This window comes from Nocardia sp. JMUB6875 (assembly GCF_041154655.1).
Classification (GTDB): domain Bacteria; phylum Actinomycetota; class Actinomycetes; order Mycobacteriales; family Mycobacteriaceae; genus Nocardia.
The window spans coordinates 1-15,013 of sequence record NZ_BAAFGR010000112.1 but is presented as its reverse complement, the minus strand read 5'-3'; the positions used below and the strand labels follow the sequence as shown (position 1 = coordinate 15,013).

The 15,013-nt window shown below is 63.7% G+C and carries 14 protein-coding genes and 2 pseudogenes; 8 read left to right on the top strand and 8 right to left on the bottom strand.

All coding sequences use genetic code 11. From position 1 onward, the window contains the following. Positions 1-12: 12 nt before the first annotated feature. Positions 13-276: a hypothetical protein gene (locus tag ACAM49_RS26065; protein WP_369638203.1), complete on the bottom strand. Its 264-nt coding sequence runs from the start codon at positions 274-276 to the stop codon at positions 13-15. Positions 277-288: 12 nt separating this feature from the next. Here ACAM49_RS26065 and ACAM49_RS26060 point away from each other — a divergent pair. Further along, a pseudogene (locus ACAM49_RS26060) lies at positions 289-426 on the top strand (ATP-binding protein); the annotation flags it as partial. Positions 427-437: 11 nt separating this feature from the next. Here the strand turns inward: ACAM49_RS26060 and ACAM49_RS26055 are convergent. From ACAM49_RS26055 to ACAM49_RS26045, 3 genes are all read right to left on the bottom strand, one after another. Next, positions 438-1,538: a hypothetical protein gene (locus tag ACAM49_RS26055; RefSeq protein WP_369638191.1), complete on the bottom strand. Its 1,101-nt coding sequence runs from the start codon at positions 1,536-1,538 to the stop codon at positions 438-440. 18 nt (positions 1,539-1,556) lie between these two features. Beyond that, entirely contained in the window at positions 1,557-2,540 is a 984-nt protein-coding gene (locus tag ACAM49_RS26050) for a polyprenyl synthetase family protein (protein ID WP_369638190.1), read from the bottom strand. 78 nt (positions 2,541-2,618) lie between these two features. Then, positions 2,619-3,710 carry a transposase gene (locus ACAM49_RS26045; RefSeq protein WP_369638189.1) on the bottom strand — a complete coding sequence of 364 codons (1,092 nt, stop codon included), beginning with the start codon at positions 3,708-3,710 and terminating at the stop codon, positions 2,619-2,621. Positions 3,711-3,940: 230 nt separating this feature from the next. Here ACAM49_RS26045 and ACAM49_RS26040 point away from each other — a divergent pair. Next, positions 3,941-5,334 (top strand): IS3 family transposase gene (locus ACAM49_RS26040; protein WP_369638188.1). Its coding sequence is split into 2 segments (ribosomal slippage): positions 3,941-4,307 and positions 4,307-5,334, totalling 1,395 coding nucleotides; the frame shifts between segments, so codons are not numbered across the junction. 79 nt (positions 5,335-5,413) lie between these two features. Continuing rightward, on the top strand, positions 5,414-5,548 hold the full coding sequence (locus ACAM49_RS26035) for a hypothetical protein (RefSeq protein WP_369638187.1): 135 nt from the start codon (positions 5,414-5,416) through the stop codon (positions 5,546-5,548). 69 nt (positions 5,549-5,617) lie between these two features. Here ACAM49_RS26035 and ACAM49_RS26030 read toward each other — a convergent pair whose 3' ends face one another. Both ACAM49_RS26030 and ACAM49_RS26025 read right to left on the bottom strand, forming a co-directional pair. Then, a complete protein-coding gene (locus ACAM49_RS26030; RefSeq protein ID WP_369638186.1) occupies positions 5,618-6,127 on the bottom strand; it encodes a hypothetical protein in 510 nt (169 codons plus the stop codon). 225 nt (positions 6,128-6,352) lie between these two features. Beyond that, positions 6,353-6,652, bottom strand: a pseudogene (locus ACAM49_RS26025) (nitric-oxide reductase large subunit); the annotation flags it as partial. A gap of 345 nt (positions 6,653-6,997) precedes the next feature. On the opposite strand from ACAM49_RS26025, the gene ACAM49_RS26020 reads away from it, so the two are divergent. Next, a complete protein-coding gene (locus ACAM49_RS26020) occupies positions 6,998-7,573 on the top strand; it encodes a hypothetical protein (RefSeq protein WP_369638185.1) in 576 nt (191 codons plus the stop codon). 56 nt (positions 7,574-7,629) lie between these two features. Here ACAM49_RS26020 and ACAM49_RS26015 read toward each other — a convergent pair whose 3' ends face one another. After that, the gene (locus ACAM49_RS26015; RefSeq protein WP_369638184.1) at positions 7,630-8,592 is read right to left on the bottom strand and encodes a trypsin-like serine protease; all 963 of its coding nucleotides are present in this window, start codon (positions 8,590-8,592) and stop codon (positions 7,630-7,632) included. Positions 8,593-8,954: 362 nt separating this feature from the next. Here ACAM49_RS26015 and ACAM49_RS26010 point away from each other — a divergent pair, with 362 nt between their 5' ends. The 4 genes from ACAM49_RS26010 to ACAM49_RS25995 all read left to right on the top strand — a co-directional run bounded on the left by ACAM49_RS26010 (position 8,955) and on the right by ACAM49_RS25995 (position 12,969). Further along, positions 8,955-9,296 (top strand): Lsr2 family protein, encoded by a 342-nt coding sequence (locus ACAM49_RS26010; RefSeq protein ID WP_369638183.1) that lies wholly within the window; start codon positions 8,955-8,957, stop codon positions 9,294-9,296. 600 nt (positions 9,297-9,896) lie between these two features. Continuing rightward, positions 9,897-10,919 (top strand): acyltransferase family protein, encoded by a 1,023-nt coding sequence (locus ACAM49_RS26005; RefSeq protein WP_369638202.1) that lies wholly within the window; start codon positions 9,897-9,899, stop codon positions 10,917-10,919. Between the two features lie 21 nt (positions 10,920-10,940). Beyond that, entirely contained in the window at positions 10,941-12,374 is a 1,434-nt protein-coding gene (locus ACAM49_RS26000; RefSeq protein WP_369638182.1) for an FAD-binding protein, read from the top strand. A gap of 127 nt (positions 12,375-12,501) precedes the next feature. Then, entirely contained in the window at positions 12,502-12,969 is a 468-nt protein-coding gene (locus ACAM49_RS25995; protein ID WP_369638181.1) for a hypothetical protein, read from the top strand. Positions 12,970-13,026: 57 nt separating this feature from the next. Here ACAM49_RS25995 and ACAM49_RS25990 read toward each other — a convergent pair. Next, the coding region (locus tag ACAM49_RS25990; protein ID WP_369638180.1) for a hypothetical protein at positions 13,027-15,013 on the bottom strand (1,987 nt) is incomplete at its 5' end.

The window sequence follows — 15,013 nt, the reverse complement described above, 5'->3', positions numbered from 1 at the left end:
GCGCCGTGGGCGCTATGCCCGCGGCGCGGTGCCGCTGATGAAGCGGTGGATGGTGGAGCGGTGGATGGTGGAGCGGCCGACGCTGTATTCCTCGGTGAGGTCGGCCAGGCTCGCGTCGTCGTCGGGGTCGTGGTAGCGGCGGTGGATCGTTCTGCGTGCGGCGAGAGGCAGTTTCGGCTGTTTACCTTTGAGGCGCCCCTTGGCGCGGGCCTTGGCCATGCCCTCGCGGGTGCGCAGGTGGTTCAGGTTGGCCTCGAACTCGGCGACCATGGCCAAGGTTTCGGATCCTGGACAAAGACGTTCACCGATCCCAGGCTGTACGCCGCGATCGTCGACCGACTCACCTTCGGTGGCAACATCATCGAAACAGGCACTGACTCATACCGGCTCGCTCACACCAATGCAGCTGCAGCCCAACGGAAATGATCCACAGGTGGTCAAACAGTGGTAGTTTCGTCCAGCTGTTTCCACCACCACGCGATCGTGGGGATCGGCAGCGGTTCGACGCTGGTGTCGGTTGGTGTGGTTGTCCACCTGAGCCCTTGGGTGATGTTGTGGTCGGGGAGCCGGTCTCGGTCGCCAGCGTCGGCATAACGGGGGGTGGCATCGTGGCATTGGATGCTGCCCCGAATGAAGTGGGCCAGATCATCGAGGTAACGCTGCAATTCCGGGCTCGCACCGCGTGACAGCTGCTCGTGCAGCGCCAGAAAGAGCGTCATCACCCGGTCACGCATCGCCGTTTCGCTGATAAGAGCTTGCTCGAGGGAGCACCGGTTGTGATGCATCAAGACGCTGAGGATGTTGGCGTCGGTCGTCGACTCGCGAAGTTCTTTGGCATACGACAGGACGTCGTTGTCCCAGCCCACCAGCAGAAATGTCGCTTCGGCTACGGCGCGAACAGCAGGGGCACTGCGCACCTCACCAGGCAATTGGAAGTCATCGACGATCTCGGCGAACGCGGCAAAGATCCACGATCCTATGGTCCACATCCGGATGGCTGTGTAGTCGGCCAAGGTCGGGATGATGCCTTGTTCGGTGTTATTGGACTCCCACGTGCACCCAAGCAGCCAGATCCGCACTCCGTCGACAAACCGGTGGTATTGCTGAGGCGTGACGCTGGCCTTGATGCGTGCGGCAATGTCTTCCAGCGCCGTGATCAGATGGTCGTCGCACATCTGGGATCCGGGCGCTTCGAGGCCGCGGATGATCCGGCAATGCAGGTCCAATGTCTCCGCGATGGGTGGTGCGGCAGCAACAGTGTCGTGGTGGGTGTCATCGAAGGCGAAGGCCCATTGAATGAATTCGGCGAAGTACTGGAGCCGATCCTCTCGGCCGGTGGGCAGGATTCGGCACACGAACTCAGAGGCGTTGGACGCGATGCCCCACGCCCGGTCGGCATCGTTGCGATAGAGGCCGAACTTGTCCATCCAGGAGATCGCGCGTTGTTCGATGCGGTCGACCTTCGGGTGGATTGCGGGCTCGATCGGGCAGTAGAACGGCGGCAGTCGCCACTGGGTTTCAGAGATGGGCGAACTCATCATGTGTCCTCCTCCCGGTCACCGATCACTGCCGGCATAGAAGCAGGCCAGGTCGGCAAGTTGAGTTCTACTGTCACGGTCGGGAACCAGCTCGCTCAGGAAGTGCATGGCCTTATCGAGTTGATACTCGATCTCACTCTGGGTCCGTCCGAGTCCGCCGCAGCGTTCGACAAGGTCGGCGGCCAGCGTCGCCTCGTCGTCCTGCATCGCCTCTTGGCCGCCACTGCCATAGAACACTCTGAGCCGGTCGCGGTTGGGGCCAGCCGTGCTCAGAGCTGAGATCACCGGAAACGTCTTCTTGCGTGCCTTGATATCGGACAGTGCCGGCTTGCCGGTGCGTGTCGGGTCGCCCCAGATCCCGAGAAGATCGTTGTTGAGCTGCCAGATGAGACCAAGACGGTTGCCGAATTCAGCGAGGCCATCCACCAGTTCTGCACCAGCGCCCGCGAGCAATGCCCCGAGGGCACACCCACAGGCCACGAACGCACCGGACTTTGCCGCGACCATGTCGAGGTAGTCCTCGACCGTGACGTCGGCGCGGCGCTCGAATTCGACGTCAAGCATTTGGCCTCGGTTGACTTCCTGCACCGCGCGGGCCAGTCGCCCAGATGACTCGGCCGCCACCGCAGGCTTCGCCTCGACGAGAATCGCAAATGCCAGTCCGACCAACGCATTGCCGGTGAGGATGGCCGCCGGCATCCCGAAAGCCGACCATACCGCCGGTCGTCCGCGTCGTGTCAGGTCTGCATCGATCACGTCGTCGTGGATCAACGCCGAACCGAACGCCAGCTCGCACGCTATCGCCGCCGGCATTGCCGTTTGCCGTGAACTGTCGATGACCGAGCCACACAGCAGTGTGATCACCCCAAGGCGGCGCCGCCCGCTGGGCACGACACCGGCCCGACCATCAATGCCTGTCCAGCCGAAAAAGTACTCGGCACAGCAACGCACCGACAGATCCAAACGCTCCACAGCCGCACGAAGCGGTGGCTCGATGCTCACCTGACAGTCCCGCAGCGTGGCGTTCCCCTCGACCGGGGCATTCGTGACGTTCGTAACTCCTCCTCAGACCCAGCGAGACTAGACCTGAACGCCACCAGCCTCGCCAACCCTGTTGGGGCCGCTACACAAGACCCAAGTCGGGCCAGCCGACGTGACCATTTTTGGATCAAACATTCTTGGACGTCTTCGCGCGTCACGGCCTGCGGCACAGATGGTGGCAAACGGGCGAACGGGCCCTGCGAGTCCGGCCAAGGCGGGGCTGGCGTCGAGGATCGCGTCGAGGTGCTGGCCATCGGCAGGATCGAGGTGAGCGGGGTCGGTCATGAGCCAGCCGACGACCCGTCTGACCGCGGGCGGCTTGACTGTTGCCCGGGAAGCCGGTTGCCCAGCGCGAAATGGATGTAGATAGGCGCGAACAAGATTCGGGCGGCCCCGGAAACCGCGGGCGGTGATCTCGTCGAACAGTTCGGTGGCATTGGTGGCGCCTTCGGCCCAGCGTTTTTGCAGGTAGGGCTTGAATTCGTCGAGGATGCTGTCTCGGTATCCGGTGCCGTTGTTGACCAGCAATTCCTCGGCAGAATCCGCGCGGGCGAAGCGCCGCACTGTTCCGCGCGCCAGACCCAGCCTGGTGCAGATCGCCCGCAGGCTCAATCCCTGAGCGATCAGCGCATGGATTTCGTTGTGGCGTTGGCGGGTTCGGATCGCGGTGCGGTCGAGGCGATCCGATGGCGGGGGTGGCCCAGCGATCGGCCGGCTCTGATCGGTGAGTACGGGTGTCGCTTCGCGCTCCAGGCTCGGTTCGATGGAAGTGGCTGTGCTCAGGCAGTTTCGGTGCCGTGCGACTGTGCGCTCGACCGCGGGGGCGAGGTTGTTCCAGATGTGCCAGCGATCAGCCACTTGGATAGCGTGAGGCGCGCCGACGGCTGCGCCCTCGGCATAAGCCCCGGCCCGGTCGCGGCAAACGATCTCGACGCCTGGATGGGCGCGTAACCAGGCGGCGAGGGTTTCGGCCGTGCGATCGCCGAGGACCTCGATCGGCCGACGCGACTCGATGTCGATCATCGTCCCGTAGTGGTGTCCGCGGCGCAGCGCGAAGTCGTCGACTCCCAGCACTCGTGGTGTCGGCCTGACCGGATCCGGGAGCGCCCGAATGTGCCGCAGCAACGTCATGCGGCTCACCGATACCGCAAGATGCCCGCTCAACCGCGCTCCGGCGCGTCCGCCGAGTGCCAATGCGACCGCGCGCAACACTCGCTGCGATACCGCGGTGCCCCTGCGTGTCAGGCTGAGTTGAGTCCACTGGTTCACAGCAAATCGGCCTGACGCGGGGCGAGATCGGATCGACCTTCTTCATGACCACCAGAACGAGGACCGCAGTCGGCGGGGGCCAGAATGGACGGATGGATTCCCCGGGGCCACGAGCCGACGAGCCCAAGCGGCGCCGCGCGTTCAGCGCGGCCGACAAACTCGCTCACCTGGAAGCCTACGAAGCCGCCGTCGAACACGGCGACGGTGGCGGATATCTGCGCCGCGAGGGCCTGTATTCGTCGTTGATCAGCGAGTGGCGCAAGCAACGCGACGCCGGAGTACTCGCGGGCAAGAGGCCCGGCGAGAAGATCGGCAAACTCACCGCGGAGCAGGCCGAGATCGCCAGATTGCGGCGGGAGAACGAGCGGCTCAACAAGCGCCTGGCCACGACCGAGACCGCGCTCGACATCATGGGAAAAGCACACGCTCTCTTGGAAACTCTTTCCGAGAGAGCGTATTCCGACGAGCGGCGCAGGAAGCGTTGACCGCCGCCTATCGGGCGTTGACCGCCGCGCAGGTCTCGACACGGCGGGCAGCGGTGTTGACCGGGCTGGTGCGCTCCACCGCGATCCGCCGCGACAAGGGTTGCCCGCCACCCACTCCGGCGGCGGTGGAGCCGGTCAACAAACTGACCGTGCTGGAGCGGCGCCGAATTCTGGAGGTCCTCAACAGTTCTCGGTTCGTCGACCTGGCGCCGTTGCAGATCTATGCCCAGCTGCTGGACGAGGGTATCTATCTGTGTTCGGTGTCCACGATGTATCGGGTGCTGCGGGAAAACCGTCAAGTCAGCGAACGGCGGCGTCTGGCCCGGCATCCGGCGAAGGTATGCCCGGAACTGGTCGCGACCGCACCCCGGCAGGTGTATTCGTGGGATATCACCAAGCTGCCCGGCCCGGTCAAGGGGCAATACTTCGATGCCTACGTGATGATCGACATCTACTCCCGCTACCTCGTCGGCGTCCATGTCCACACCCACGAATCCGGTGCCCTGGCAACGGAATTGATGCTCGAGATCTTCGGGGTCCACGGCATCCCGCAGGTCGTGCACGCCGACCGGGGCACCTCCATGACCTCCAAATCGGTGGCCGCGTTGCTCGCTGATCTCGAGATCACCCGGTCGCATTCGAGGCCGCGGGTGTCCAACGACAATCCCTACTCCGAATCGCTGTTCAAGACCTTGAAATACGGGCCGGAGTTCCCTGATCGCTTCGGATCACTCACCGAGGCAAGGCAATTCATGGATTGTTTCACCGGGTGGTACAACCACGAACACCGCCACACCGGCCTCGGCCTGCACACCCCCGCCGACGTCCACTACGGGCTCGCCGGCAGCAAAGCCACCGCCCGCCGGGCCGTGCTCGACGCCGCCCGCGCCCGGCACCCACACCGCTTCGCCGGCACCGCCGCACCGAAGATCCTCGACCTACCCGACACCGTCTGGATCAACCGACCCGCCAACCAGGAGACCGACACCCAAGCGGCATAACACACCCACTGGTCCCATTCAGCTTGAAAAATTCCGGTATGGCATCGAGCCGCTCGGTGGCTGTGGTGTCATCGCCGTCGTGCAATGCGGTACCGACAGCGCGGAGAGTGGCGAGGTGGTGTCGCGGGCGGCACCGACCGGGCTGGATCGGATCATGTTGTGGCGCTCGACCGCGCGGGTGAAGGCGGCGTTCAAGGTGTCCCCGGTGTCCTGACTCTCGCGATCAGGCGGACACCAGCCGGGGACAGCCCAGTGAGATCATCTGTATGTCAACAGCTCCGGATTACGCGGGCAGCAGGTGGTCGTTCACGCAGCGGTCCCAGATACCGCCTGCAACATACCCGCCCCGCTTCTTGATCCGTGGCAGGTCTTCACAGATTGCCTTCTCGTATGCTGCCTTCCGCTTCTCAGGGAGCTGCGCGAGTGCGTCGCCCTTCTTGTACTCGTCCTTCATCTTGCCCGCGAACTCCGGTTCCAGATTTGCAAGCTTTTTCTGGTATTCGTATGGTTTCGCGCATACCTTGCGCCGGGTTTCGTTGGTCAATTCACGCTGGTCGGTCAGCTCCAAGCGGGCTACTTCGGCTGGCCAGTCACTCATTTCGGTGGGGTACATCTTTTGAGCCGCGTCGATTGCGGCCAAACCCTCGTCCGTGTACTCCATCTTCCGATCGCACAGCGCCATGTCGAGTTGGCGGTCGCCAATCTCCCCGGCAGTTGCGGTCTGTGCGCCGGTGACTGCGATGACCGCGATCGCGAGGACAGTACTTGCTACGGTGACGACGCTGCGAATCATTGGGAGAGCCCCTTCGGTCTCATGCGCTTCGCGCTCTACGCTGTCGCCGTCTCACCGTATCCGCCCGTGAGCGCCGGTCCCAGCAAACACACCGAGAGACGACCGACACCACACCCGTTGCAGGCTCGTGCCAGGCCACGTCGCACAGTCTGTCGCGCAGGTCGTTGTGGACAGCGGCGATCTCGGCCACTGTCCGGTGACGTCATTCCACCCGCGGCCCGTCCGGGAGGCGCGGCGCAGGTAATCGGCGGTGTAGTCGGGACCCAGCCAGGCGCCGTGCCCGAGCACCGACCCGTACTCCATCAACCCCGCCGCCAGAAAGATCTGCTGGCCGTGCTTGATGTCGTCGGCGGTGTAAAGCAGCTCCCCACTGGGACTTTCCACCCGATCCGGGATGGGCGGCCCGTCGTCGTAGGTCCGGAAAGCCAGCATGCCGATGACAAAGAACCCGAAGATCGCGACCAGCGCGCACCCCTGGATCCACCCTTTACTCACCAGCAATGGTCGCCGGTCCCGAACCGTCATCCCGATCCTCCGTCCGTTGAATCGAACTCACTGATCGAATAACTCCGCGCACTACCCGAAAGCCGTGGGGGCTGTCGACGCCGCGATCGCGTCGTCGAACCACACCGACTCCACCAGGTGGCGATGGCTGAGATCGCCCTGCCTCAGCACGACATCATCACCGACGATGGCTACCGTACAGCTATCAACACGCGAGGAAGTGCCGGCCTTCGCCGAGGAGACTCAAGCGCGACGCCCGTTGCGAGTGGATCGTCCGAGATCACGAAACAGGTGGTCACGTGGATATGGCGTGTTCCCTTCGCGTCTGCGGAGATGAGGGTGCCGTCGCGTGTACCGTCGCGGGTCATGACCGCATCGTCGGCGGCCGATGTCGGGGCCGTACAGCTCACCGCATGGATCACCGAGGCCACCGGCATCCTGCGGCAACTCGGGCCCCAACCCGCGCCGGTACACCTCGCCTACGCCATCAACGGGTTCATCGCCGCACGTCGGGCCAGCGCACTTCTCATCGCTGTCACCGATGCCAACTCCAACGAGATCGACAACCATGACCTGGTTCTCGGCATTGCCCTCGAGGGCGAGCCGATGATTGTCGAGGCCGTCGGCGCCCACGTCGCCGGCAAACACGTTCACGACGACACCGACCTATCGAGGTTCGCGGCTCCGCTGACGCTCGACGTCCAGGCACAGATGCTCCTCCGCCGCGCCACTCGGGACATTTCCGCGGTCACACGGGATCTGCTGACGACCGTGGCGACCGGCCATCGGACCCCCGGCGCACTGCGCGCCACGGCACGCGACGCCGCGGCCGGCGCGGACGTTATCGCCATGATCTACGACGACGACCTCCGGAAGGCGCGCCCCCTTCGCGAAGCCGCGACCATAGGGCAGAGTCCGGCCCGGCAGATCCTGTTGTGGTGAGACCCCGGTGGCGGAGGCTGCGACGTGTGCGCATCCGCCCCGTTCGCACAGCTTCTCTAACCTTTGGAAAGCGAGCTGCTCCCGGATGGGGGTAGCGATGAACCACTTCCGGGTTTGGGGGGCGCGGGCTGCGACGGCGGAGTGCCGGGATCGCGGCGGTGGGGCGGTGAAACCGGAGGCTGCGGTTTCGCGGCGGTCTTCATGGTGCTGTCGATCCACGCTCTGACCGAGGTGATACCTACCATCTCGCCGGTGCTGCCGTTACTCCGCACCGCGATTCCGACCTGCCGCCACGAGCCGTCCTGCTTCGCGACCACCGGTCCGCCGGAATCACCCCCGGCCACGGTGTGGCCAAGCTCCCCAAAGTAGACCTCATCCTGGTTGACCTGGTCTGGGTAGACGCGAGCCTGAGCATCCAGCTGCTGCAACTTATTCGGAAACGTGGCCGACGTATGGCTGGGGTCTGGCCCTGGACAGGCCAGCCCCCCGAAGAGCGGTTCGAAGCAGAGCGCGCCCCAGCCAAGAACCCGAATAGCGGCATTGTCGGCTACAGCGCTGTCGGATAGCGCGATGGACTTCATCGCACTGGGCGCGTTCATCCGTAAAAGGGCCACGTCCAGTTGGGGATTCCGATAGATCTCCGCGACACCTTCGGGCTTCTCGGGACTGTCCTCGTTGTGATCGTCCGGCAACCCGATCCACACCATGACATCACCGACCGCGACCATGGGTCGGTCTTCAGGCCACTGAAAGTTGGAACCGTCCGGGTAAACGCTGACGCAATGCGCAGCAGTGAGTATCCAACTGCCACTGAGGAGTGACCCTGTGCAATGTCCCTGCCCAGTGATTTCACCCGTATCCGGATCGTGTTTGTCGACCAGCAGCTGGGCCACCCAGGGGTAGCTCTCGGTGGCATCGACTCCCCCTACGATCGCGTCGGCCGGACCGGCGGCCAGGCCGCCGAAGGTCAGAGCCGTGACTGTCGTGGAGGCGAGGACGATCGGCCAGCGGATACTCAAAGCAACCTCCCGGTGTTTCGGCGCGATTCCGACGCCGATGCGCTATTACGACGTTGTCCACGACCTGATCAAGAAGCGCCCACTGGCAACATACTGGCAATAATCGGACAATTAAGGTAGCCACGCCAAATCGGGCGCAGGCCCGCCACGAGGAGCTCCCAAAGGAGGCCACCCACCCAATGGCGCGCACCGGGTTACGCGGCAAGCTTCGCCCGGCGCCGGTAATGCTGCGGAACGCGAACGGGTCAATTTCCAGACAATGAGAAGAATCCAATACGCCTTTATGGATTAGGCGTCGAATTTGCCCTCTCCCGTCCTTGGTGATTACCATTACAGCAACTACGAACACGAAGGTTGAATCCATGGCACGCAAGGTCATCGTGGAACTGGTGGACGACTTCGACGGGAAGTCCAAAGCACAAGAAACGGTCCAGTTCTCCATCGATGGGGTCGCATACGAAATCGATCTGTCGGAATCCAACGGCGCGAAACTTCGCGCCGCTTACGAGCGGTGGACGCCACATGCACGCAAGACCGGGCGCGCACCGAGGAGCAAAGACGCGACCGGCAGGGCCCGCTCGACTGCCGACCGCGAACAGACGCAGGCCATGAGAGATTGGGCACGAAAGAACGGTTTCGAGGTCTCCAGCCGCGGACGGATATCCGCCGAGATCGCTGCGGCCTACAGCAAGGCAAACAAGTAACGTCCGATACGTCACGAGCCGGGGTCCGGCCTTTCCCGGACCGGACCCGCACGCTCGACTACGCTCTCGCGGCGCACCTCGCCCAGATGAGTTGTGAACGACCTCAGCACCATTGTCGCGAGGTTCGGCCCGACGGGTCAGCTACACCAACGGCATTCACTCCTGGCCCTACTGGCAAGACGACGTCGACGCCATGCTCGCCGACCTCAGCAACCACATCGGGTAACCAGCGAGGCGCCCGTCCACCGTCGGATATGGGCCGCACGACTTCGCCGAGATTCGGACGGCCTATCATCCACGACAATTTGGTTGGCGTACGTCCTCGTAGTTCACCTGGAATACCGATGAGTCGGTGTCGCTGACGGTGATCTGGGAGTTGTCTTTCTCCTCGTCATCGCCGCTGTTGACCTGCCACCGGCGGAATGTTCCGCGGTTGCCGATAAGTCCTGTTTGTCACGGCGTGTCGCATACGGTGCGACCACGGCCGGCTGCACCACAATTCGACCGTTAGGATCTGCAGCCGTCACTCCCAGAGCCGTTTCACCGTTCATTCCGCAGTCCTGCGTTGACCGAACAAAAAAGGGTGAGCGTGTGCAATTGATGTTCCGGGGTTCGTCCGAATCCTCCAGCGCGACAGGGCAGTCCTTCGACTTGGCGGATCGTCGCGTCGGCGTCACCCGCCGGGTCGAACGATTCATGGGCATAGCCGCGACTCGTTCGAACAGCGATGCCTACCTCGATGGAGTCCGAGCGCTCGCGGTGCTCGCAGTGGTCACTCTTCACTCGCGGGCCGCGGCACCCAAGCCCGACGGGATGCGCTGGTTCGGCCTGGATATCGATTTCGTCCTCCGCAACCTGTACCTCGGCGTCGACCTGTTCTTCGTCTTGAGCGGTTTCCTGTTGGCGCGTCCGTGGTTTCGGGCGGAGTTCGCCGGCCGCCCGCGCCCGGACCTCGCGACATTCTGGCGGCGCCGGTTCGCGCGGATCGCTCCCGGCTACTACTTCAACCTCAGCGTGACGGTCTTCGTCTTCGCCGCGACCGTGATCCCCGCGCAGACGCTCACCGGTGCGCTCGGGTTGTGGACCATCGGGGCACACCTGCTGTTCGTGCAGAACTATGTTCCGGCGGCGTCCACCGATTTCAACTACAGCAATATCGGCTGGTGGACCCTCACAGTCGATATGACCTGGTACCTCGTGTTGCCGGTGGTCGCGACCGTGTCCGTCGGACGCCGCTGGAAGATGGCTCTGCCGACGATCATCGCCATTTCGATCGGATGGATCCTGCTTGCGCGGTCTGGATTGCAGTGGCTGGTCGACGTGCTGGCGGCAAGTTCCGATGAGTACGACCTGCGCGTCGTCGGAGTGAGCGCGCCGCCGCCCAGACAGTCCGCGACTCCGGCTCCAGCTGGCCACAGTTCCCGGCTCAACGAAACGTCCGATACCTCAGCGACTCGGTGCTGGTTTCGATCGAGATCGTCGCCACCGACCCGCCCTCCGCGCAACGGGCGGCAGCCGATGCGCTGCACGCCACCCTACGCAACTACCCCGCCGGATAACTGTTCTGCTGCCACTGCCGCGAACCACGCCCGAAATCGTGTGTCCTACCAGCGTTTTGCATAGTAGAAACCGTACGCTCTGGACATGCACGCCACCTTTTCGCGGGCCTTCTTCTTGCGGGGCGCGATCGGGCTCGGAGTCGCCGGTTGGGTGGCGGGCCCCGGTCGGTTCGGCACAGCGCATGGCGAGGCGCCCGCGGCGGATTGGGTCAAACTTCGAAGTCAGGTGCAGGGCCGAGTGATTACCGCCGGAGACGCGGACTATGGCAAGGCCAAACAGGTCTTCAATACACGATTCGACGACCGGACACCGGCGGCCGTCGTTCAGGTGGCGAACGTCGACGATGTGGCCGCGGCGGTCAGGTTCGCGGCCGAGAACGATCTCGTCGTGGCCGCCCGGGCAGGCGGCCATTCGTACGTGGGCGCTTCGACGGCCAACGGCGCGCTGATCGTCGATGTGCGGCGGTTGACCGGCATACATTGCCGCGAGGGGAAAGCCGTGGTGGCAGCAGGGATGTCGATGTACGGGGTGTATCGCGAACTCGACCGGCACCAGCAGACGCTGCCGGGCGGTATCTGCCCGGCCATCGGCGTTGCGGGAGTGACGCTCGGCGGAGGCATCGGTATCGAGTCTCGCTGCCAAGGACTGACCTGCGACAGTCTCGTGGCAGCACAGCTGGTGCTACCCGACGGCACCGTGACCGAGGTATCCGAATCCCAGCGACCGGAGCTGTTGTGGGCGCTGCGCGGCGCGGGATCGAGCATCGGAGTAGTCACCTCGCTGACCTACCGGACGCAGCCAGCGACCTCGAAAGACATTGTCCGGCTGACCTTTTCCGGCGCCGATACCACTCGTGCCATCTCCGGCTGGTCGGATTATTGCCGCTCGGCCGACCGCGCGCAATGGGCCGATCTCACCGTGGACGCCGACGGCCACGGCGGTATCAGCTGCTGGATACAGTTGACCGGCCCCGCCGGAACCGGTCCCCGTGCCACAGCCGCGTTCACCGACGCCACCACCAAACCCTTGACCTCTGACTGCCGGACCCTGACACACATGGACACAGTCACCCACCTCGCCGGCGGACACGAGACCCAGCCGCGCGCAAGCTTCACCTGCGGCTCCGACATCATCACCGAACTGTCCGCCGACGCCATCGACGCGATCGTCGAGGCCGTCACCGCCCATTCCGCCGCCGGCGGCACCGGATGGACCCACATCAACACACTCGACGGCGCGCTGCGCGACACCCGCCCCGGCGACACCGCATTTCCCTGGCGAGAACACGCCGCCCTCGTGGAGTGGGGTGCTTACCAGCCGGTTCCACACGAAGTGGCCGCCGCCTGGATCGCCGACGCCCACCAGCTGATCGAATTCGTCTCGGCGGGCGCCTACGCCAACTACCTCGAGGAAGGCGACTCGGCGCAGCGCTATTACAGCCATAATCTCCCCCGCCTCACCACCCTCCGCCAGCTGGTAGATCCCGACAACCGCATGTACACCGGACTGGCCGACTGATCATGCCGCGGAATGCGTACATCGTGAGCGCTAGCTCTGCCGATCGAAGCAGCACAGCCCTGCGGGTATCTGCACGAGGTCGGCATGGCGCCAACCGAAGCGCACCTCGATTAGATAGCTTGTCGCTATGAACCGTAGGTTGGGGACGATTGCGTGGGTTCTGGGCAGCGCGATCGTGGCGCTCGGTGGCGGTATCGCCACTGCCGACTGCACCACCCTCTCGCCGAAGGAAATAAACACCTACATGTGCACTACGAAGCATCATGACGACTTGTTCTACGCGGAATGGCAACAGTACGAGACCCGTTCGGTCATGACTTGGAACGGCGCGAAGAATCCATTCGCAGCCGCACGACAGGACCTGTTCGGCACCTTGGAACTGACCGATTCCACCCGGGACCAAATCTGCGGACCCCAGCAAAAGAAGTTCCAGGAGCTCACAGCCAAGTACCGCAAGGAATACGACAACCAGGCGACGCTCCGCCCGGAGTACAAGGATGAAGTGAAGAGGCGGCATTTCCCGCAGGAGACGGCGAGCACGTTCAGCCAGGCCATCTGCGCAGAGAAGGCCCGCAGCAGCATGTCTCCGAACTGACCCGACCGATCCCGGTGCCGCCACGCGGCGGCCGGCATGATCTCGGATCCGCCGGGCCTACGGGACGGGGGCGATTTTCGGCGTCTGGCCGGGGACGAATTCCTGTGTGAAGGGGAGTTCGAACGGGAAGGTGACTTCCACGTTGCCCGCCTCTTTGGGCGCCTGGCCGATTGCCTCGACACGCAGAATGGTCGGGATCGCGCAGAAGTCGGGCTCGGACTTCGACTTCAGTTCACGCCTCTCAGGGTATGGCGTCTCCGATTTTGCACGGTCGCAAGGGTTTTGACTATGGTACCCGTTGTTGTATGTGATGTCGATCCAGGCCGGATGATCCAGCTCGACATGTAGGGGATCGGCAAGACATGCATAATAGTCGCACTCTACTCTTTGGACCCGTTTGCCATTCTGCCATACGCTGTACTCCTCGATCGCAATCCAGGTCCGCCAAATACCATAGGGCCAGTCTATGCGTATCGGGTTGAACGTCGGAGTGGTGTAGGGAATACCTTGGCTGGACAGTTTGATCGTCTGGGTTCGGTGCATGGTGTCCGGATAGTGGCTGATTATTCCATCGAACTCGGGTTTCTCCCAATCAATGACAGCCCCTTTGTCTTTGAAATCTTTGATGTATTTATCGAGCGCGTCGGCCCGCTTCCGCTCGGCGGCCGCAGCCATTTGCTGGGCGATGAGCCCGGAGACCAGGTTGTAGAGCGCGACGGCGGCACCACCCACCGCAGCACACGGCCCACAGAGGGGGGCTATTGCGATCATGGCCAATGAGACGGTGTTGACGACCACCTTTTCGACAGCGCCTTTTGCATTGATATCTTTTGCGGCCTCGATGATGCCGAGGAGCTGACCACTTGCCTGGAGACTGGTGACCGGCATGACACTCATGACCGTTTCGATCATTTCCGCGGGTGCCACTTCGTTCCAGTTGGTGGCCAGCATGCCGATCGACAACAGCGCGGACGCGGCCTGGGCGCCTCCGGCGACGCCCTTGAACACTTTACTGTTGAGCACCTTGTTGGCTTTGGCCGAGACGCCCCCCAGCGTGGCGGTCGCGGTGTTCTTCGAAACGGTTTTCACCTTGCCGGTCATCTCGCCGAGAATGTCTTTCTTGGCGAGGAACTTGTCGATGGCGTTCTTCGCGGTGGCGCCGTCGGCGGACCAGTTCAGCTGCGCCGCCGCACATTTCGGATCCTTATTCCCGGTCGCACAGGTCGCCTGCACCTCGCCCAGGGACTGCCCGAGGACCTCGCGGACCTGCCGAGGATCCTTCCAGTCCGTCCGCACACCAGTTTGGTAAGCCTGGTAACCACTCAGGACGCGATCCATCGAGATCTTGCCGATCCCCCGAAAGTCACCGTTGGCCGGCAGCCAGTTGTACGGGATCAATATGCGGGTGATTTCGCCGGAGGTGAGGTTCTCGTCGAAGTCTTCCGCCTCGTCGGGCGCCGGGTAGCGGACGGTTTCCATGAGCACGATGTCCTGCCGTCCCAGGCCGTCCATCAGTGACTCCCCTTCGCGCAGGTCGTAGTGCTGCCTCAGTTCCGCGATCGCCTCATCGCGGTCGCCGACGTCGAAGCTGACACGGACCAGGGTCAGATGCTTGCGCAGGACCACCCGGGCGACACCACCGGCCAGATGCGCCGTCGTGCCGTCCTTGAGAGTCACCGGCCCGATGCTCTGGGTGGCCGCGGCCTCCGCGGGGTCCGCGGTCACCTCGAACCCGTCGCAGATCAGGTCGCGCTTCGCGATGCCTTCGCATTCCCGTGCCGGCGGGAAGTCCGCCGCGACGACCGTCTGCCCACTGACCTTTTCCACCAGCGCGGGCACGACGCCACGGTAGGCCGTAAAGTTGCTGCCGGATTTCTCCCGGATCGTGACGCCACCCTTCTCGCCGGCCGATTCGGACGCCGCCGGGGCAGTCTGCCCGGACACAGCCAGAATCGTCGCGAGAAGCACGATCAGAAAGCTGCTCCACCGAAGCGGAACCCGACTCGCGACCTCGCCGTGCTGCCCGCCCATCACACCCACCCTC

What these genes read in the sequence shown, in the direction of transcription:
- ACAM49_RS26055 (WP_369638191.1), bottom strand. Translation starts at nt 1,538, where the DNA reads ATGAGTTCGCCCATCTCTGAAACCCAGTGGCGACTGCCGCCGTTCTAC.
- ACAM49_RS26045 (WP_369638189.1), bottom strand. Translation starts at nt 3,710, where the DNA reads ATGACGTTGCTGCGGCACATTCGGGCGCTCCCGGATCCGGTCAGGCCG.
- ACAM49_RS26030 (WP_369638186.1), bottom strand. Translation starts at nt 6,127, where the DNA reads ATGATTCGCAGCGTCGTCACCGTAGCAAGTACTGTCCTCGCGATCGCG.
- ACAM49_RS26020 (WP_369638185.1), top strand. Translation starts at nt 6,998, where the DNA reads ATGACCGCATCGTCGGCGGCCGATGTCGGGGCCGTACAGCTCACCGCA.
- ACAM49_RS26010 (WP_369638183.1), top strand. Translation starts at nt 8,955, where the DNA reads ATGGCACGCAAGGTCATCGTGGAACTGGTGGACGACTTCGACGGGAAG.
- ACAM49_RS26005 (WP_369638202.1), top strand. Translation starts at nt 9,897, where the DNA reads ATGTTCCGGGGTTCGTCCGAATCCTCCAGCGCGACAGGGCAGTCCTTC.
- ACAM49_RS26000 (WP_369638182.1), top strand. Translation starts at nt 10,941, where the DNA reads ATGCACGCCACCTTTTCGCGGGCCTTCTTCTTGCGGGGCGCGATCGGG.
- ACAM49_RS25995 (WP_369638181.1), top strand. Translation starts at nt 12,502, where the DNA reads ATGAACCGTAGGTTGGGGACGATTGCGTGGGTTCTGGGCAGCGCGATC.